19 protein-coding genes are annotated in these 18,744 nt (G+C 40.7%); all 19 read right to left on the bottom strand.

Features of this window, described 5'->3' with window-relative positions; translation table 11 throughout:
* Positions 1–226: 226 nt before the first annotated feature.
* The 19 genes from dprA to rnc all read right to left on the bottom strand — a co-directional run bounded on the left by dprA (position 227) and on the right by rnc (position 18,525).
* On the bottom strand, positions 227–1,126 hold the full coding sequence (gene dprA / locus ACXAEO_RS05005; protein ID WP_474878693.1) for a DNA-processing protein DprA: 900 nt from the start codon (positions 1,124–1,126) through the stop codon (positions 227–229).
* Positions 1,127–1,273: 147 nt separating this feature from the next.
* Entirely contained in the window at positions 1,274–2,176 is a 903-nt protein-coding gene (gene sucD, locus ACXAEO_RS05000) for a succinate--CoA ligase subunit alpha (RefSeq protein ID WP_474878691.1), read from the bottom strand.
* 19 nt (positions 2,177–2,195) lie between these two features.
* Positions 2,196–3,356, bottom strand: a complete 1,161-nt coding sequence (gene sucC, locus ACXAEO_RS04995) for an ADP-forming succinate--CoA ligase subunit beta (protein ID WP_474878689.1) — start codon at positions 3,354–3,356, stop codon at positions 2,196–2,198.
* Positions 3,357–3,500: 144 nt separating this feature from the next.
* On the bottom strand, positions 3,501–3,788 hold the full coding sequence (locus ACXAEO_RS04990; RefSeq protein ID WP_474878686.1) for an EscU/YscU/HrcU family type III secretion system export apparatus switch protein: 288 nt from the start codon (positions 3,786–3,788) through the stop codon (positions 3,501–3,503).
* Positions 3,785–5,452: a hypothetical protein gene (locus tag ACXAEO_RS04985; RefSeq protein ID WP_474878684.1), complete on the bottom strand. Its 1,668-nt coding sequence runs from the start codon at positions 5,450–5,452 to the stop codon at positions 3,785–3,787. Before ACXAEO_RS04985 ends, ACXAEO_RS04990 begins: the two co-directional genes overlap by 4 nt.
* A gap of 27 nt (positions 5,453–5,479) precedes the next feature.
* On the bottom strand, positions 5,480–6,250 hold the full coding sequence (locus ACXAEO_RS04980) for a ribonuclease HII (RefSeq protein WP_474878681.1): 771 nt from the start codon (positions 6,248–6,250) through the stop codon (positions 5,480–5,482).
* 134 nt (positions 6,251–6,384) lie between these two features.
* On the bottom strand, positions 6,385–7,272 hold the full coding sequence (gene ylqF / locus ACXAEO_RS04975) for a ribosome biogenesis GTPase YlqF (protein WP_474878679.1): 888 nt from the start codon (positions 7,270–7,272) through the stop codon (positions 6,385–6,387).
* Between the two features lie 54 nt (positions 7,273–7,326).
* Positions 7,327–7,881 carry a signal peptidase I gene (gene lepB, locus ACXAEO_RS04970; RefSeq protein ID WP_474878677.1) on the bottom strand — a complete coding sequence of 185 codons (555 nt, stop codon included), beginning with the start codon at positions 7,879–7,881 and terminating at the stop codon, positions 7,327–7,329.
* Positions 7,882–8,003: 122 nt separating this feature from the next.
* Complete coding sequence (rplS, locus tag ACXAEO_RS04965) at positions 8,004–8,351, bottom strand: 50S ribosomal protein L19 (RefSeq protein WP_474878674.1); 348 nt, start codon at positions 8,349–8,351, stop codon at positions 8,004–8,006.
* A gap of 294 nt (positions 8,352–8,645) precedes the next feature.
* Positions 8,646–9,389 carry a tRNA (guanosine(37)-N1)-methyltransferase TrmD gene (trmD, locus tag ACXAEO_RS04960; protein ID WP_474878671.1) on the bottom strand — a complete coding sequence of 248 codons (744 nt, stop codon included), beginning with the start codon at positions 9,387–9,389 and terminating at the stop codon, positions 8,646–8,648.
* On the bottom strand, positions 9,389–9,907 hold the full coding sequence (rimM, locus tag ACXAEO_RS04955) for a ribosome maturation factor RimM (protein WP_474878669.1): 519 nt from the start codon (positions 9,905–9,907) through the stop codon (positions 9,389–9,391). Before rimM ends, trmD begins: the two co-directional genes overlap by 1 nt.
* A gap of 13 nt (positions 9,908–9,920) precedes the next feature.
* Positions 9,921–10,307: a YlqD family protein gene (locus ACXAEO_RS04950; protein WP_474878667.1), complete on the bottom strand. Its 387-nt coding sequence runs from the start codon at positions 10,305–10,307 to the stop codon at positions 9,921–9,923.
* A gap of 184 nt (positions 10,308–10,491) precedes the next feature.
* Positions 10,492–10,722: a KH domain-containing protein gene (locus ACXAEO_RS04945; RefSeq protein ID WP_474878665.1), complete on the bottom strand. Its 231-nt coding sequence runs from the start codon at positions 10,720–10,722 to the stop codon at positions 10,492–10,494.
* An 11-nt stretch (positions 10,723–10,733) separates the two neighbouring features.
* Complete coding sequence (gene rpsP / locus ACXAEO_RS04940) at positions 10,734–11,006, bottom strand: 30S ribosomal protein S16 (RefSeq protein WP_474878663.1); 273 nt, start codon at positions 11,004–11,006, stop codon at positions 10,734–10,736.
* Between the two features lie 147 nt (positions 11,007–11,153).
* Complete coding sequence (ffh, locus tag ACXAEO_RS04935; protein ID WP_474878660.1) at positions 11,154–12,497, bottom strand: signal recognition particle protein; 1,344 nt, start codon at positions 12,495–12,497, stop codon at positions 11,154–11,156.
* A 12-nt stretch (positions 12,498–12,509) separates the two neighbouring features.
* Positions 12,510–12,842 carry a putative DNA-binding protein gene (locus tag ACXAEO_RS04930; RefSeq protein ID WP_474878657.1) on the bottom strand — a complete coding sequence of 111 codons (333 nt, stop codon included), beginning with the start codon at positions 12,840–12,842 and terminating at the stop codon, positions 12,510–12,512.
* Positions 12,843–13,026: 184 nt separating this feature from the next.
* A complete protein-coding gene (ftsY, locus tag ACXAEO_RS04925; protein ID WP_474878653.1) occupies positions 13,027–14,022 on the bottom strand; it encodes a signal recognition particle-docking protein FtsY in 996 nt (331 codons plus the stop codon).
* 15 nt (positions 14,023–14,037) lie between these two features.
* Positions 14,038–17,601 (bottom strand): chromosome segregation protein SMC, encoded by a 3,564-nt coding sequence (gene smc / locus ACXAEO_RS04920; RefSeq protein ID WP_474878651.1) that lies wholly within the window; start codon positions 17,599–17,601, stop codon positions 14,038–14,040.
* A gap of 180 nt (positions 17,602–17,781) precedes the next feature.
* Positions 17,782–18,525, bottom strand: a complete 744-nt coding sequence (rnc, locus tag ACXAEO_RS04915; protein ID WP_474878649.1) for a ribonuclease III — start codon at positions 18,523–18,525, stop codon at positions 17,782–17,784.
* Positions 18,526–18,744 lie beyond the last annotated feature (219 nt).

Raw genomic sequence — 18,744 nt, 5'->3', positions numbered from 1 at the left:
AATATTCCAATATGGTTTGTCAAACGACAATTCATCTTTTTATGGCAAAAACTCTCCCAAAAAGGAGTTTTTGCATAAAAAATCTTTATTCGCAACTCGCTTCCCCAATGTTGAATTGTATGCTGTGCTCAATTCTCTTTTCTTCATTATAAAGTCGAAACCCTTTTTCTATACATATGAATTTGTATATTACCTTACCATTAAATGAAATCATTAGGCAACCTGTTTACTTTTTGTCACTCCCCATATATACATAAAGTTCCGATAAAATATCTTCTGCTGTATGCACAAGTTTGGCTCCTTGCTGTATTAAACGGTTCGTGCCAGTAGAACGTTCATCCGTTACAGGACCCGGAACAGCGAATACTTCCCGCCCTTGCTGGAGCGCAAGTTCAGCTGTAATGAGCGAACCGCTTCTTTCTTTCGCTTGAATAATCACGGTGCCTCTTGTTAATCCACTAATAATCCGATTTCTCATCGGAAACGCCCAGCGATTCGGCTTTTGAAAGGGCGGATACTCAGATATTAACAAATGGCTGTTTCCGATTGCAAAAGCTAATGCTTCATTTTTCTTCGGATAAATATGATAAAAACCGCTTCCTAAAACCGCAATTGTTTTCCCTTGTGCTTCAATAGCCAGTTTATGCGCAGCTGTGTCAATGCCTGACGCCAAGCCGCTGACGATGAGCCAACCAGTTGATACGAGTGGTTGCAGCACTTTAACTAACGATTGATATCCATACGGTGAAGCATCTCTTGTACCGACTGCGCTAATTTTTTTATGAAACGATAAAAGACTAATATCTCCCTTTGCATAAAGTACCCAAGGAGGATCATAAATCGATTTCAGTAACGATGGATAAGCATCATCCACATAAGAGATACAGTGAATTTGCTCCTGTTCATATTCATTTAGAATAGCTTCAATTGACATCGTTTGCAAATCTTTATTAAACTCATTGAAATGATAAGAAGGGAGTTGGAGAATAGTTTGAAGCTGTTCAGGGGACCAACTGTAGAGGTGTTGCAGTGAAGGGTCTGATTGCAGAAGTTTTCGAATGGACTTCCATCCAATCCCTCTGCAATGGGTCAAATGAATCAATTTCTTTTTAAATCCATCTTTCATTACGTACCTACCTCCTAAATGTCGTAGTGTATCAATACAGGAGCCTGTTAGGGGAAAGGAAGAAGAAAACTATCGGAGTAGATAATTGGCATAAGGACATACCGGTTTTCTATAAGATAAACCGGTATGTCCTTATAGGATACATTATTAATGAGTTTTACATTTTTCGTAAAGCCCTTTTTCTTTTAAAACAGAAATTAACGTTTCACCCATAACAGAAGGTGTGTCAGCAACTTTAATACCGCACTCATTCATCGTTTTAATTTTTTCAGCAGCTGTCCCTTTACCACCTGAAATAATTGCGCCAGCATGGCCCATACGCTTTCCTGGAGGGGCTGTTTGACCGCCGATGAAGCCTACTACCGGCTTCGTCATATTCGCTTTCACCCATTCTGCCGCTTCTTCTTCTGCGGTACCGCCAATCTCGCCAATCATGATAACAGCATACGTATCTTCATCTTCGTTAAATGCTTTTAATACATCAATGAAGTTTGTCCCGTTTACTGGGTCCCCACCGATACCAACCGCAGTAGACTGACCAATTCCCGCTTCTGTTAACTGATGAACAGCTTCGTACGTTAATGTACCGGAGCGTGACACAACTCCTACATGGCCTTTCGTATGGATATAGCCTGGCATAATCCCGATTTTACACTCTTCAGGCGTAATGACACCAGGGCAGTTCGGCCCGACAAGACGAGTTTTTTTACCTTCCATATAACGCTTCACTTTAACCATATCCAAGACTGGAATATGCTCTGTAATACAAATAACTACATCAAGTTCAGCATCTACCGCTTCTAAAATCGCATCTGCAGCAAACGGAGCTGGAACATAGATAACCGAAGCATTAGCGCCTGTTTTTTCAACTGCTTGCGCAACGGTGTTAAATACAGGTACTCCCTCTACTTCTGTTCCGCCTTTTCCTGGTGAAGTTCCGCCTACAATTTTCGTTCCGTATTCAATCATTTGCTTCGTGTGGAATAAAGCTGTTGAACCAGTAATCCCTTGAACAATAACTTTTGTGTCTTTATTAATGAAAACGCTCATCAATAGTCCCCTGCCTTTCTTATCCTACGAGTGAAACGATTTTTTGTGCACCGTCTGCCATCGATTCAGCAGCTGTGATGTTTAAACCGGATTCTTGTAAAATTTTCTTTCCTAAATCAACGTTTGTTCCTTCTAAACGAACAACAAGCGGAATGTTCAAACCAACTTGTTTCGTCGCCTCGACAACACCTTGAGCGATGACATCACATTTCATGATTCCACCAAAAATGTTGACAAAAATCCCTTTTACGTTTTGATCAGAAAGAATGATTTTGAAAGCTTCCGTTACTTTTTCTGCTGTGGCACCGCCGCCCACATCAAGGAAGTTAGCAGGGTCTCCGCCGTAATGCTTAATGATGTCCATCGTTGCCATCGCAAGACCGGCACCATTGACCATACAACCGATATTTCCATCTAATGAAATATAACTTAAATCGTATTTAGAAGCTTCAATCTCTTTTGGATCTTCCTCTTCTAAATCACGATATTCCAATATATCTTTTTGGCGATAAAGAGCATTTGAATCAAAATTCAATTTTGCGTCAAGCGCCATCACTTTTCCGTCTCCAGTTGTAACAAGCGGATTAATTTCCGCAATGGAGCAGTCTTTTTCTACAAACACTTGGTATAAGCCCATCATAAATTTAACAGCTTGTCCTACTAATTCTTTTGGAATATTAATATTAAAAGCTAGTCTGCGAGCTTGGAATCCTTGTAATCCAACAACTGGATCAATGACTTCTTTGAAGATTTTTTCAGGCGTTTCTGCCGCCACTTCTTCAATCTCCGTTCCACCTTCTTCTGATGCCATCATGACAACACGCGACGTGGCACGGTCCAATACTAAACCAATATAGTATTCTTTTTGGATATCGCAGCCTTCTTCAATAAGTAAACGCTTAACTTCTTTGCCTTCAGGGCCCGTTTGGTGTGTCACAAGTGTCTTACCTAAGATTTCGTTAGCATATGTACGAACTTCTTCTAAGTTCTTAGCAACCTTTACACCACCGGCTTTCCCACGTCCCCCTGCATGAATTTGCGCTTTGACGACGCACACTTCAGAACCAAGTTCCTTTGCCGCCTCTACTGCTTCTTCAACCGTAAAAGCCACTCGACCGTTTGGAACTGCTACCCCATATTTTCTAAGGAGTTCTTTTCCTTGATACTCATGGATATTCATTTCCCATCCTCCTGACCATATGTAACCAAAATAATACACTGCGCTTTCATTGTATAAGAATCTTTGTCACATTGTCTACTATTCTGCAAAAAATTATGAAATTTAACAAAAAAAACGGTCTCTTTTAAAGAAACCGCTTTTTGGTTATACTTTGCTATCTTTTTTCACCTGTTGATCAACTTTGTAAACATACGCAAAAATTTCAGCAACGGCCTGATACAATTCTTCCGGTATTTTCTCGTTAATGGTTAGCTGCCCAAGCAATTCTACAAGCGAAGCATCTTCCTGCACAGGAATTTGATGCTCCTTAGCCCGTTCCAGAATTTGATCAGCTACATACCCTTTTCCTTTTGCAACTACTTTCGGGGCATCATCTTTTGACGATTCATAAGACAATGCAATTGCTTGTTTTCTGTTCTGATTTGCATTCATATTTTCATATCCACTCCTGTATATGAACCGTTCTGTTCGTAAACAGAGGTGCGTTTCAAGAAAGCAGGGGATTGCGGCTCATCGTTAGAAACTGCCATCACTTTAATATCAGACAAATGATAGTTTAAGGCGGACAACTTTTCTTTTAGTTCTGGTCCAAACGTTTTAATTACGAAAGGAAGCTGCGGATTATCATTCATAATTCCAATGTTAACGACCCTATTCTGAACGGTTACATTCACAATGGTTTCATCAAGATGCTCCAGTTGCAAACAAAATAAAATACGGCAATAATTCGGGTCGATTTCACCATTTGACGATTGACGACCTTCCCATTGAATCATTACATCCTGCGGTTCATCCCCCAACACTATGGGAATCTGCATGTACAAACTCGTAAGCGGACCATCTTCACGGGCCGATAATTGATATCCGGTAATTTTGTGCACAAGCTGCTCAGCCAACTCTCTCGTTGCCCCTGTACTATGTTGTTGCAAATGAAGGAGGAGGGCTTTTAGCGTGTGTAAATCCCCTTTTCCTGATACAGCCGTTTCGTTTTTGAACAGTTCATTCGCTGCATGTTCGTGGTCCAAGCCAAGTGACTGAAGAACAAGCTTAAGCCCCTTTGCCAACTCGCTAGCTTCCCCCGCTGACTGGACATTTGGCTGCAATAGACGATCGACCAGCACCTTCTCTTCTTTTGTCAATCCAGAAAATTGAGTGAGCCGTTCTTCAGCTACGGTTGCTCGTGCATCCAACTCTTCTTGCGAAAGAAAAGATGCAAATAATTGTCCAATCGACAGACGAGCAGCGTCTTTCATCATCGCATGGCCGCCGGAAGAAACCTCCTGGCCTGCCAATGCTTGTAGCTGTTGCCCAATAGTCTTCATAGCTTGCTCTGATGTAATGTCAGTTGGAAAAATGGAGAGCTTTTTCAACAACGAAAAAGCGGCTTGTCCTTCTTGTTCATTTGCTGCCGTGAGCCATTGCTGAACGAGCTCCCTTACCGCAGCTGTTCCTTTTTCTAATGCCAGCGGTGATAATACACGAGTAACCATCTCTTTTAGCTGCATTTTTTCTGCACTGTCGCCTTCGCTTCCATCCAAGGTAGCCAAAAGGGTTTGGAGCTGTTTTGTAAAGGAAGATCCGTCATGCAGAGAGCGAAGCGATAAAAAGGTTTCTTTTGTCAACGGTAACTTTCGTTGAATCATTTGCTCCACTGTCAATATATCCGCCTCTTGATTTGATCCAGAGGACACCCACCTAGCTATTGAAGCAACATCATTTTTGGGCAACGGCAAATTTTTTTGAAGTAAAGATGCAAGCAACTTCTCGTTGCCTTTTGTTACAGGCAAGCGAAGTTCCTTTAAAAGCGCACTTGTCTCATCCTGTAGCCCACTTCGCTGCAAATCGGTCATAACCTTAAGCTGAAGCTTCCCGTTCACATTCCCTTGAACTTCAAACCAGTACTGCGTATGCGCTGTTAAAGGGGCTTGAAGTTGTGCCACTAATGAGGAACCTCCAAATTGAACGATAGCCGTTTGATTCGGAAAAAGCTTCGCCACCTTACCCTTTATAATGTCCCCTTCGGTAAAATTGAACGCTTTGCCGTACGATGCTGTTTCCTGAAACAGTTTTGAAATTGGCGAAATGATGGTACTCACACTCATCCCCTCCTTTACATCAGCACATTAGTTTTTCATATCTTTAATGGGGGCAAATGATTTACGATGTTCGGTCAGCACCCCATATGTTTCAATCGCCTGAAGGTGCTGTTTCGTTCCGTACCCCATATGCTTTTCAAAACCATATGCTGGATGCTTTTCTCCTAGTTGTTTCATCATTCGATCTCGTGTCACTTTAGCGATAATTGAACTTGCCGCAATGGAAACACTCTTCGCATCGCCTTTAATAATGGATTGCTGCGGAATCGCCACCGGCAAATTCATAGCATCAATCAGCAGATGTTCTGGGGTCACCTCTAGATTGCTAAGAGCGGTAATCATCGCTCGTTTTGTCGCTTCATAAATATTAATCTCATCAATCTCTGCCGCTTCCACTATACCTATCCCAACAGAAACGGCTTCTTTTTGAATGAGCTCATAAAAATATTCCCGTTTCGCTTCACTCAACTTTTTAGAATCTGTTATACCAGGCAAATAAAATGTTTTGGGCAAAATCACAGCAGCAGCAACAACCGGACCTGCCAAAGGTCCTCTACCCACTTCATCAATCCCAGCAATGTGGTCAATTCCTTGTTCATAAAGCATTTCTTCGTATTGTTGCATATCTACAAACTGTTGCTTCAGCTTCTCCTGTTCCGCAAAAAATTTTCGTCTTTGGGCGATTAAGGTTTGAACCCCTTTCCGTTCATCTTGCTCGCATTCTTTAAAAAACGGATCGTCCGGTGTTTCAATTAGCGCAAGCTGCTGTTTAATTTCCTGAATTGATTTTTTCATCATGTTCCCTCTCTTATCATAGTATCGGTTTGTTCATGTGAAATGTAAAGAATGCTTCCCTTTACAGCGGACGATAAAAAGACCTTTCCGTTTCTTGCCTGGTCGACAAGCTTACGAAAAAGGTCTTTTTATCCAAATCAGCTCTCGCCGAGTTCTTCTTTATCTGTATTCATATAATCTTCCGGACGTTCAAACGACAAGCGTCCAAGTTTCTCTGAACGTATTTCCCGTAAAATAAGCTCTGCTGTCTTGTCATAATCAACGAAGCCACCAGCCATCATACAACCACGTTTTGAGCCGATAGCATCAAACAGCTCTACAATCTCCTCAGGAATGTCCGTTAAGCCATATCGATTTTTCAAACGCTCCGGATATTGAGCGCTTAAAAAACGCAACGCATATACAGCTACATCTTGCAAATTTAAAATGGTATCTTTAATCGCTCCTGTTGTTGCAAGCTTCAATCCAACAAGCTCATCTTCGAATTTCGGCCATAAAATACCTGGTGTGTCGAGCAGTTCTAATTCTTTCCCTACTTTAATCCACTGCTGAGCTTGAGTAACCCCTGGACGGTCACCTGTTTTGGCAATGTTTTTACTCGCCAACCGATTAATTAAAGTCGACTTTCCTGCATTCGGAATTCCGACAATCATCGCTCGAATAGCGCGAGGATTCTTAATCCCTTTTGCTTGCATCCGATCAAACTTCTCTTTTAGGATATCTTTTGAAGCAGACACAATATCTTTCATTCCTTGACCCGCTTGAGAATTAATTGCTAGAGCTGGAATGCCCTTTGATTTAAAGTATTGAAGCCATTGCTCAGTTGCTGCTTTATCTGCCTTATCTGCTTTATTCAGCAAAACAAGGCGCGGTTTGTTTGAAATAATTTCATCAATCATCGGATTTCTAGATGATTGTGGAATACGAGCATCGACTAATTCATATACAATATCAATTAATTTAAGTTTTTCCGTTACTTGCCTTCTTGCTTTGGCCATGTGTCCCGGAAACCATTGAATGGTCATTTTCTATCACCTGCTTTATATTTACATAAGAAAAACGCAAGCACCGAATACTGGTCAGTCAGCAAGACGGGCTTCTGATATCGGCCAGTATACAAGGCTTGTTTCTCCTAATACGTCTTCCATTTTAACGAAGCCAATTTGACGACTATCTTTACTATAACGGCGGTTATCCCCCATGACAAACAAATGCCCGTCTGGAACGGTTGCTTGCCCTGGTAGAATATCTTCTAATTTAAAATCTTCCGTCAATGGACCGTCAATCACCTGCTGTTTATATTCGTCTAAATATGGTTCATCATACGCGGTTCCATTAATATATAATACATCGTTTTTATACTCAATATGATCGCCGGGAAGCCCGATGACTCGTTTTATGTAATCTTTATCTACTTCAGCATGAAACACGACAATATCAAACCGATTCGGTTCGCCAACTTTATAGGAAAATTTGTTTACAATCATCCGGTTTTGGTCATGTAATGTCGGCATCATTGACAGACCATCTACAACGATGGGCGCAAATAAAAAGTATCGGATGACTGTCGCCAATAATACAGCAATGACAATCGCTTTTATCCACTCAAAAAACTCGTTTTTCCCTCGGGCCATCCTCAGTCCCCCAACCATTTATAAAGTCTAGCTATATTTTAACCAACGAAAATTGTTTTTTAAACTTTATATTCAATAATTTGAAAAAAGGAGCTTGCATTAAACAAGCTCCCTTCTTATCATTATCGACGAATCTCTTTAATACGTGCCGCTTTACCACGAAGTTCACGTAAGTAGTAAAGTTTCGCACGACGTACTTTACCGTGACGAATTACTTCTAACTTCGCAATTTTTGGCGTATGAACTGGGAATGTACGCTCAACACCTACACCGTAAGAAATCTTACGCACTGTAAATGTTTCACTAATTCCACCACCACGACGCTTAATCACAACACCTTCAAAAAGCTGGATACGCTCACGAGTACCCTCGACAACTTTTACGTGTACACGTACAGTGTCACCAGGACGGAACTCAGGAAGGTCTGTTCTTAATTGTTCTTTTGTGATTTCTGCAATTAATTGTTGCATCGCTTAATTCAACTCCTCCCACAGATGCTCATGTAGATCTATGTCATTACAGCGGAACATCGTTTTCAAGACATCAGGAAGCAAGCTTACCTGAGTCACAAGGAATATCTTATCATAACCCAATACAAGATGCAATATTCCTAAACAAAAATTTCACCATTTTTTTATACCTTTTCACCTAATGAATAAACAAGCAGCTTTTCATCGTTTAAACAGCTTCATCTAAACATGCACTATAGGCATTTGAACATAGTTTTCGCGTAGCAATTATTCATTGTTTAGCAGTTCGTCTCTTTATTCATCTAGACGGGCTTCCTGCCGGAATTCTTCCACCCATTTTTGTTGTTTTTCATTTAATTCAAGTAGCTCAAGCATATCCGGACGGCGAAGGAAGGTTCGCTTTAACGACTCTCTTTCTCGCCATTCGTCGACCTTCTTATGATCGCCTGAAAGTAAAATGTCAGGTACCTTCATTCCGCGAAAATCAGCCGGACGTGTGTATTGCGGATGTTCCAACAAACCAGTGCTGTGAGAGTCTTGCAGGGCAGAAACATCGTTACCAAGAACGCCAGGGAGTAATCTTACTACGCTGTCAATGACAACCATCGCGCCAAGTTCACCGCCAGTTAACACAAAATCACCAATCGATATTTCATCTGTGACAATATGTTCTCTAATCCGTTCATCATATCCCTCATAATGACCACAAATAAAAATAAGGTGATCTTCTTTTGCTAGTTCTTCGGCTTTTTTTTGCGTATATCTTTCCCCTTGAGGACAAAGTAAAACGACTCTTGCCTCACTCGACTGCTTTTTTAAATCCGCGACCGCATCAAAGATTGGCTGCGGTTTGAGCACCATTCCCGCTCCGCCTCCATACGGATAGTCATCGACTGTTTTATGCTTATTGTCCGCATAATCGCGAAAATTCACTACATTGAATTCCACTGTAGCTTTTTCTTGCGCTTTTTTTAAAATCGATTCTCCTAATACACCCGTAAACATCGAAGGAAACAAGGATAGAACATCAATTCTCATTAGTCTAATAACCCTTCCATCACGTGAATTTTCACTTGCTTGCTCTCAATATCAACTTCCTTGACCACTTCTTCAATATATGGAATAAGCAAATCTTTTCCGCTTTTTCGCTGAATCACCCATACATCATTCGCACCTGGCGAGAGAATTTCTTTAATCTTTCCGACTTCTTCTCCTTCTTCTGTTATCACAGAACAGCCGATAATTTCATGATAATAAAATTCTCCTTCTTCCAGTTCTCCAAGCTCGCTTTCTGGAATTTTCAGCAAACTATCCTTAAATACCTCTACTTGGTTGATGTTGTGATACCCTTCAAACGTTAACAAATCAAACGATTTATGCTTTCTATGACTGGCAATTGTTACTTCCAAGGGCTCTGAATCTGTCCCTTTAAATATGTATAGTTTATTCCCCGGTATGTAACGCTCCTCAGCAAAGTCCGTTTTGGAAATAACACGTACTTCCCCTCGCACACCATGTGTATTGACGATTTTCCCTACATTAAACCATTTTTCCATCTATAATCCACCTCTAACGAATATTCACAATGATTCCATCTTTAATGAGAATAGTTTTAGGCTCGCTGGTTTCCTCCCAACGATCTCCTACAGCCACTTCTACGATGCTTTCCATTTCTTTTTCCAGCAATTCGCTTCCTTCTGGCAACAAGGCTAATTGGTCAAGCTGAAAGTCCAAAATACGTATCTTTTCAAGTCGGCCTTCCTGCTCTTTTTCAAACCGAGCCTCCAACAACGAAGACGACCATTTCTTAGTTTTCTCAATCTTCTTCATTTGAAACCGCAATTGTTCAATTTCTTTTTGAAGCTGTTCTTTTTGCTGTATAAAACGAGTCGCTAAATCTTCTTTGCTTTTTTCCGTTAATATTTGCTTAATAATAACTTTTTGAAGCAATTTCATATTCTCTCCCCCTATATGTTCAAGTATAGAGGAGAACTACCTAAAACGCTAATATTTAAAGAATCCGCACAAATTAGACAAAAGAAGATTCGCTTCCAAGCTTATATACCCTACATAACTTATCCACGAAAACGCAAGTCGAAATTTTAATAATAAAAAAAAGGGGAGGTTGCCCTCTCCCTTTTTAATCGTCAATCTTGACGTAAACTCGTCTATCATGTTGAGATCCTGCTGAGTTAACAACCGTTCGAATCGCTGTTGCTACACGCCCTTGCTTTCCAATGACTTTCCCCACATCTTCAGGATGAACCTTCAACATATAGGTCACTTTTTGTTCATCTTCGTTTTCATAAACATGAACATCATTTGGATAATCAACAAGAGCCTTTGCAATCGTCTCAATTAATGATTTCATTTGAGTATGAATTACTTGCCTAATTTAGCGTTATGGAATTTCTCCATGATGCCGTTGTTAGAGAAAAGGTTACGAACTGTATCAGATGGTTTTGCACCGTTTTGTAACCATTTAAGAGCTAACTCTTCATTGATTTTTACTTCAGCTGGTTGAGCTACTGGATTGTAAGTTCCAACTGTTTCGATGAAACGTCCGTCACGTGGAGAACGAGAATCAGCTACTACGATACGATAGAAAGGAGATTTTTTAGCTCCCATGCGTTTTAAGCGAATTTTTACTGCCATTTTAAAAGCACCTCCGAATATATTTCACACAAGATATTATGATAGCAAAAACCTTAATTAGTTGTAAAGGTTTTTTTCTTAACAGTTTATTTTTTAAATGGATAAAGTTCCATTAACTGTTTCAAAAATTACATAAACAAATAAGTATTAAGACATAAACGGGAATTTAAATCCTTTTTTCTTCCCTTTTGTCATGCTTGTCATTTGTTTCATCATTTTTTTCATGTCTTCAAATTGCTTGAGCAAACGATTGACTTCTTGAACGGGTCTTCCGCTTCCTTTTGCAATTCGTTTTTTTCGACTTCCATTGATGATGTCAGGATTTATCTTTTCTTCTTTTGTCATGGAGCGAATAATCGCTTCCACATGGTTGATTTGTTTTTCATCAACTTGAAGATTCTTCAAACCTTTAATTTTATTGGCTCCAGGTAACATACCGAGCAGTTCATCAAGCGGTCCCATGCTGCGAACCTGTGATAATTGCTCTAAAAAGTCATCAAACGTAAAAGAAAGCGTTCGAAGCTTTTGTTCTAGTTCTTTCGCCTTTTCTTCATCAACGGATGCTTGCGCCTTTTCAATTAACGTGAGCACATCACCCATCCCTAAAATACGGGATGCCATACGCTCTGGATGAAAAGGTTCTAATGCATCGAGTTTTTCACCAAGACCGACAAACTTAATCGGTGTATTGGTTACAGCACGGATGGATAAAGCAGCTCCTCCGCGAGTGTCTCCGTCAAGCTTTGTCAACACAACGCCTGTAAGGCCAAGTTGTTCATTAAAGTTTTGGGCTACATTGACCGCATCTTGTCCTGTCATTGCATCTACAACAAGGAAAATTTCATGTGGATTGCTTAGCTCTTTAATTTGCTGAAGCTCATCCATTAAATTTTCATCAATATGCAAACGACCAGCTGTATCAATTAAGACATAATCATTATGCTGTTCTTTTGCATGAGCGATTGCTTGTTTCGCAATTTCAACAGGGCTAACTTGATCGCCTAAAGAGAACACTGGCATACTAAGTTGTTTACCTAATGTTTCTAACTGCTTGATGGCAGCAGGACGATAAATATCAGCTGCAACAAGCAATGGGTTGCGGTTATATTTTTTACGTAAAAGATTAGCGAGTTTTCCTGTAGTTGTCGTTTTACCAGCACCTTGTAAGCCGACCATCATAATGACTGTTGGCGGTTTTGTCGCAGCAGCAATTTTGCTCTGCTCTCCACCCATAAGTGCTGTTAATTCTTCTTGTACTACTTTTATAACTTGCTGTCCTGGTGTTAAGCTTTTTAATACTTCCTGCCCGACAGCACGCTCGCTAACACGCTTGACAAAGTCTTTTACAACTTTGAAATTAACGTCAGCTTCCAATAAAGCGAGGCGAACCTCACGCATCATTTCTTTTACGTCTGCTTCTGTTACTGCACCTTTTCCTCGCAGCTTTTGAATCGTACTTTGCAATCGGTCGGCTAATCCTTCAAATGCCATTTATGCCGCCCCCTACTCTAATTTCTCAAGCGAATCAATAAGGAAAAGCAACTTGTCGTCTTCACATTCATCAGCTTTATGGAGTTCTCTCAATTGCTTCAAAATGAGTTGACGCGCTTGGAATTTTTGAAATAAAAGCAATTTCTCCTCATATTCCTCAAGCATTTGCTCAGTTCGTTTGATGTTGTCATATACCGCTTGACGACTCACATCATATTCTTCGGCAATCTCACCAAGAGAATAGTCATCTAAATAATAAAGAGACATATAGCTGGATTGCTTTGGCGTTAACAACGACTGATAAAAATCGTACAGATAGTTCATTCTCGTTGTTTTTTCAAGCATGCCCCTGCCCCCTTGTTAAGTGAATTACCTTTACAAGTAATTAGTCTACATATTTCGCGTACTATTGTCAAGTTTTTTTCTTAACAGGTGATGAAGGAGCAAAAACCTTCTTTATCACCTGTTAAATAGAAAGGTGTCGTCGTTTCAAGTAGGACCGTTACAAACGAACTCACTTGCATTTCGCTTATGCTTCTTCGTCTTCTTTATCAACCATATTAGCAAATAGGCCGTATACGTATTGCTCAGAGTCAAATTGCTGGAGATCGTCCATTTTCTCTCCCAATCCGACAAACTTAACAGGTAGACGTAGCTCATTACGAATTGCTAGAACAATCCCTCCTTTTGCTGTACCGTCTAACTTTGTAAGAACAATTCCCGTTACATCTGTCGCGTCAGAGAACGTTTTCGCCTGGCTCATCGCATTTTGTCCTGTTGTGGCATCCAATACAAGGAGCACTTCATGTGGAGCACCCGGTATTTCTCTTTCAATAACCCGTTTAACTTTTTCTAGCTCTTTCATCAAATTGACCTTATTTTGCAAACGACCAGCCGTATCGCATAGAAGAATGTCCACTTTTCGAGCTTTAGCTGCCTGAATCGCATCATACATAACAGCTGCTGGATCTGAACCTGCCGACTGCTTTACTACGTCTACTCCAACGCGTTCTCCCCACACTTCTAGCTGTTCAATTGCCCCTGCTCGGAACGTATCACCTGCTGCCATTAACACCGATTTTCCTTCTTGCTTGAACTTATGCGCAAGTTTTCCAATCGTCGTCGTTTTACCGACGCCATTGACGCCGACAAATAAAACGACTGTCAACTCGCCTTGCTGTAAGTTCAGCTCAGACAACTCTTCTTCGCCCGCTTCATAAATCTCGATAAGCTTTTCAGAGATGACCGCTTGAACGTCTTTTGTATCTTGAATGTTGCGGCGCTTTACTTCTAGCTTCAATTCATCAATTAATTCCATAACCGTTGAAACACCAACATCGGCACCAATTAAAATTTCTTCCAGCTCTTCAAAAAAATCTTCATCGACTTTTCGATAACGAGCAACGAGGTCGTTTACCTTTTCCGAAAATGAATTACGCGTCTTTTCAAGACCGGTTTTAAATTTCTCTGTTACACTATCAGTCTGTTGCGTGATTTTTTCTTTTAAGCGTTTAAAAAAGCTCATTTTTTTCATCCTTTCCTATTGAGCATATTCCTTCGACTCTTCCAAACGGACGGACACAAGCTTGGATACACCAGATTCCTGCATCGTTACGCCGTATAACACATCCGCTTCTTCCATTGTCCCCTTGCGATGGGTGATAACAATAAATTGCGTTTCGTCACTGAACTTCCGCAAATATTTTGAAAAACGCTGGACGTTCGCTTCATCTAAAGCAGCCTCTACCTCATCCAACACACAAAATGGAACAGGACGGACTTTTAGAATAGAAAACAGTAAAGCAATCGCTGTTAAGGCGCGCTCTCCTCCAGAAAGAAGGTTAAGGTTTTGCAGCTTTTTACCAGGTGGCTGTGCAACAATTTCAACGCCCGTATTCAGCAAATCTTGCGGGTTGGTTAAAATTAAATCGGCTCTCCCTCCGCCAAATAACGATTTAAACACAAAATCGAATTGTTCCTTAATACTCGAGAACGTCTGTGAAAAACGCCTTTTCATTTCTTGATCCATTTCTCCAATCACTTGATAAAGCGTATTTTTCGCTTCTTCCAAATCCGCTTTTTGCGAACTTAAAAAGTGATAGCGCTCCGAAATTTGCTCATATTCTTCAATTGAGCCGATATTGACTGTCCCAAGCTCTTCAATGGCCATCTTAATAAGCTTCATGCGCTTTCTTGCTTCCTCCAGTTCCATCGTTAAACTGTACGCTTCTTTCGCGGCTTCGAAACTTAATTGATAATCAGCACTTAACCTTTCCAGCCTGTTATCAAGCTCTACTTCATGACGATTTAATCTCACTTCCTCGTCCTGAAGTGCCTGTGCAACCTGTTTGTGTTGTCTTTTTAATTCTTTCAAGTCATTATCTAAAACTTCTACTTGCTCTTGAATGCGGACTCGCTCTTCACGTCCGTTGGCTAATTTTTCGACAAACTCATTTTTTTCTTGAAGCTTTTGGCGGGCAGCTTGTTCGAGGTGTGATTCTCCTGAGTCATTCGTCGTCATCTCCTGTGTCAGCAGTTCTAAATCTTCCTGAACTTCCACTAAACGCTTAGCCGTTTGATCAAGTTCAAATTCAAGACGTTCAAATTTTTCCCGCTGATTCATATGTGCCTGCTGCTTACTTGCAAGAATAACCTTCAATTCCGTCAGTTCATGCTGAACCGTTTCTTTTGACAATTGCTGTTCATTTTTTCGAACTGTGACAGCTTCAATTTCACGCTCAACCGTCTTCAATTTCTCTGTACTGTCTTCAATGGATGCTTGAAGCACTTCTAGTCGAGCATTAATTCGATTATGATCTACATGAAAGCTTTCCATTTCATGGTCGTATAACGCCAAACGTTCATTTAATGTTTTTTCTTCCAGCTCCAGTTGCCGCACTTGCCCTTTTAACTCATGCTGTTTTGTCCGCAATTGCTCTCCGTCTACTTGAGCAGTTTGAATGTTTCGCTCCAGTTCTTCAAGCTGTTCTTTCATTCCTTTTACTTGCCCTTCCAGAAGGGTTGTTTTCTGTTCCATTTCCTTCAATTGAGCAGTCATGCTTTCAAGCTCCCGCTGTCGGCCTAGTAAGGAATTCGTTTTTTGCTTCACCGTTCCCCCTGTCATTGAGCCTCCAGGGTTAACTACATCACCTTCAATGGTTACAATACGATAGCGATGCTGAACGAGCTTCGCAAGCTCATTAGCACCGTGTAAATCTTTCGCTACAATGACCGTCCCTAGTAAATTCCCTAAAATATTTTGGTAGTGCGAGCTGAAGGAAACCAATTCAGAAGCCACTCCTACAAAGGAATGGTGCTGTTTTAACAGATGAATATGCGCAGAGGAAAGCTGCTTCTCCCTAATCGTGGACAATGGCAGAAATGTCGCTCTCCCGTAGGAATGACGCTTTAAAAACTGAATAGCCGAACGCGCACTTGATTCGTCTTTTACAACCACATGCTGCGTGGCAGCACCAAGTGCAATCTCAATCGCTGTTTCATAGCTTTTTGGCACTTGAATCAGTTCAGCCACTGCTCCTTCAATTCCTTGAAGCTCGTGATTACGGGCTTTCAGTACTTCCTTAACCCCTTGAAAATAACCAGCATAATCTTCCTGCATCTCTTCAAGCATTTCTTTGCGCGACTTTGTCTGCTGAATATATTGATAAGCTTGATACAACATAGACTCTTTTTTACGATATTGTTCACGAAGCGTTTCCAACTTCTGCTTATTTTCATTAAAGGAATGAATAAATGTTTCAAGTTCGGCTGTACAAGCAGCTAATTCTTGCCCCCACTTTTCCTTCCTCATTTCCAACTCCTGGCGCTCTTCTAAAAATTTCTGATTAGAAACGCCAAGACGCTGCTGTTTTTCATGATTTTGAGCAATTTGCTGTTCTAAAAATACTTTTTCGTTGCGGGCTGATGTCTGTTCATTCAAGAGTTCAAAATAGTCACTTTTTAACTGTTCAAGTTTTTCTTCCAAGTTTTCGCTATAGGCGGCAAACAACGTCTGCTTTTCTTGCAATGTTTGTTTTAAACTTTGCACTTCTTGCTCATAACTTATGAGAAGCGCTTGCTCTTTTTCTTTTAAACTCGTTAGTTCAATGGATTTTTGTTGATATTCGCCAATAAGCTGTTCCAACTGGCGCTTGTTTTGGGAAGCGTTTTTCTTCCGCTCCTTCAACACTTCTTTTCGACCTTCCAGCTTTTCAAGCTCTTCACTGGCCAACAATAAAGATTGCTGTAAATCTTGTAGTTGTTTGTCCATTCCGCCTATTTCCTTACGGAATGTTTCAAGCTTCGCTTCACGATCTTGAATTTTATTGGCCAGACCCGCTTCCAGCAATTGGTGCTCTTTTAACATTTCTTTTAACTGTTGCCATTTTTGATGCAATTCTTCAATTTCACACACCATAACCGCTACATCAATTTGTTCAAGTTCCGCTTTTTTTTCAATATAGTCCTTGGCAATAGAGGCTTGTATTTTTAACGGTTCTAGACGTCCTTCAATTTCATAGAGAATGTCCATGACCCGATTCAAGTTTTCTTGCGCTTCAACTAGCTTAATCTCGGCTTTCCGCTTTCTCATTTTATATTTTAAAACGCCTGCCGCTTCTTCAAAAATACTTCTTCTATCTTCAGCTTTATTGCTTAAGATTTCCTCGATTTTCCCTTGACTAATGATGGAAAAAGCCTCTCTCCCCAATCCTGAATCCATAAACAAGTCGACGATGTCTTTCAGTCGACATGGCTGCTTATTAATGAAAAACTCGCTATCGCCGGAACGATACACTCGTCTTGTCACACTCACCTCATGATAATCAATCGGTAAAAATTGATCTTCATTTTCAAGGGTAAGAGTCACTTCTGCCAAATTAAGAGGCTTTCGGCTGTCGCTGCCCGCAAAAATGACATCTTCCATCTTGGAACCCCGCAATGATTTAGCAGACTGTTCACCGAGCACCCATCGGATTGCATCAGTAATATTACTTTTGCCGCTTCCATTAGGGCCTACAACAGCTGTCACACCCTCTACAAAATCGACTGAAATTTTCTCTGCAAACGATTTAAAACCAACGATGTCTAACCGTTTGAGGAACATAGTTATTCCCCCTCATGTTCTCATTTATCTTTCATAACGAAGATGACTCCTCCTAAAAGGAACCATCCCTCTCCTAATAATTGCCGTAATTACTACTAAAATGATTCGTAAAACAGGTAAAAGAAACCGCTTTTTCTCTTAATACCAATCGTGACGAAGAAAAATGCGGCTTCTTTATATTCAAGCATTCTTGGCTTTCAGCTTTCCAATCGCTTCTTGTGCCGCCTTTTGTTCCGCTTCTTTTTTAGAGCGCCCGACTCCGCTGCCAAGCACTTCTCCATTCAAAGAAACACGGGAGACAAACTCTCGATTATGAGCAGGACCTTTTTCTTGCAGCACTTTATATTCTAACTGGCCAGCCCCGTCTCGTTGGACCATTTCCTGCAGCTGGCTTTTATAATCCATCACATGAGAAAAAGCACCTTCGTTAATTTTCGGAAACACGACCTTTGCTAAAAAATCATTGACCGTCTCCAATCCTTTATCAAGATATAACGCACCGATGAACGCTTCGAATACATCCGCTAACAACGCTGGACGCTCTCTTCCCCCTGTCATTTCTTCTCCTTTTCCAAGAAGAACGAGCTGTCCAAACAACAATTCATGAGCAAATGTCACAAGGGATGGCTCACATACAATGGCAGCACGCAACTTTGTTAATTCGCCCTCGCTCATTGTCGGGTATTTTTTAAATAAAAACTGAGATACGGTCAGTTCTAATACAGCATCTCCTAAAAATTCTAGGCGTTCATTATCTTCATAAGGCCTTCTGCGATGCTCATTCACATAGGATGAATGGGTAAAAGCTTGAATAAGCAACATCTCGTTGTCAAACGTAATACCAATTCTCTCTTGAAATTTCTTAAAATTTTGCTTTATTTTCCCACCTAAACGCCGTTCGCGGCTTATGTAATTTTTAGGCATAATTACCTCCACTTTCATCCTGCAATAAAAATTCAACAACGTACCTTCCTTTTCATTCCTGTCTAATGAAACAAAACCGACAGTTCAGAAGTACATGATGCGTGCCATGTTTGGCTACCGACATCACTCAAGGTCGGGCAGTCGCCTGCGCTTTTCTTTTTGACATATTCCATTATAAAACGACTTTTAAAAAAAGATACGGTTTGTTGACAAAATAAA

It is taken from the genome of Bacillus sp. ABA4_010, from assembly GCF_056159105.1.
The sequence above is the reverse complement of the archived record's forward strand: the minus strand, read 5'-3'. Positions and strand labels throughout refer to the sequence as shown.

Coding starts and splice junctions, on each gene's coding strand:
- sucD (WP_474878691.1), bottom strand. CDS start 2,176: ATGAGCGTTTTCATTAATAAAGACACAAAAGTTATTGTTCAAGGGATT.
- ACXAEO_RS04990 (WP_474878686.1), bottom strand. CDS start 3,788: ATGAATGCAAATCAGAACAGAAAACAAGCAATTGCATTGTCTTATGAA.
- lepB (WP_474878677.1), bottom strand. CDS start 7,881: ATGGCCCGAGGGAAAAACGAGTTTTTTGAGTGGATAAAAGCGATTGTC.
- sucC (WP_474878689.1), bottom strand. CDS start 3,356: ATGAATATCCATGAGTATCAAGGAAAAGAACTCCTTAGAAAATATGGG.
- ACXAEO_RS04945 (WP_474878665.1), bottom strand. CDS start 10,722: ATGAAATCATTAATTGAGACGATTGCAAAGGCTCTTGTTGATTATCCA.
- ylqF (WP_474878679.1), bottom strand. CDS start 7,272: ATGACCATTCAATGGTTTCCGGGACACATGGCCAAAGCAAGAAGGCAA.
- dprA (WP_474878693.1), bottom strand. CDS start 1,126: ATGAAAGATGGATTTAAAAAGAAATTGATTCATTTGACCCATTGCAGA.
- trmD (WP_474878671.1), bottom strand. CDS start 9,389: ATGAGAATTGATGTTCTATCCTTGTTTCCTTCGATGTTTACGGGTGTA.
- ftsY (WP_474878653.1), bottom strand. CDS start 14,022: ATGAGCTTTTTTAAACGCTTAAAAGAAAAAATCACGCAACAGACTGAT.
- rimM (WP_474878669.1), bottom strand. CDS start 9,907: ATGGAAAAATGGTTTAATGTAGGGAAAATCGTCAATACACATGGTGTG.
- rplS (WP_474878674.1), bottom strand. CDS start 8,351: ATGCAACAATTAATTGCAGAAATCACAAAAGAACAATTAAGAACAGAC.
- ACXAEO_RS04930 (WP_474878657.1), bottom strand. CDS start 12,842: ATGCTTGAAAAAACAACGAGAATGAACTATCTGTACGATTTTTATCAG.
- ACXAEO_RS04980 (WP_474878681.1), bottom strand. CDS start 6,250: ATGATGAAAAAATCAATTCAGGAAATTAAACAGCAGCTTGCGCTAATT.
- rnc (WP_474878649.1), bottom strand. CDS start 18,525: ATGCCTAAAAATTACATAAGCCGCGAACGGCGTTTAGGTGGGAAAATA.
- ACXAEO_RS04950 (WP_474878667.1), bottom strand. CDS start 10,307: ATGAAATTGCTTCAAAAAGTTATTATTAAGCAAATATTAACGGAAAAA.
- rpsP (WP_474878663.1), bottom strand. CDS start 11,006: ATGGCAGTAAAAATTCGCTTAAAACGCATGGGAGCTAAAAAATCTCCT.
- ffh (WP_474878660.1), bottom strand. CDS start 12,497: ATGGCATTTGAAGGATTAGCCGACCGATTGCAAAGTACGATTCAAAAG.
- smc (WP_474878651.1), bottom strand. CDS start 17,601: ATGTTCCTCAAACGGTTAGACATCGTTGGTTTTAAATCGTTTGCAGAG.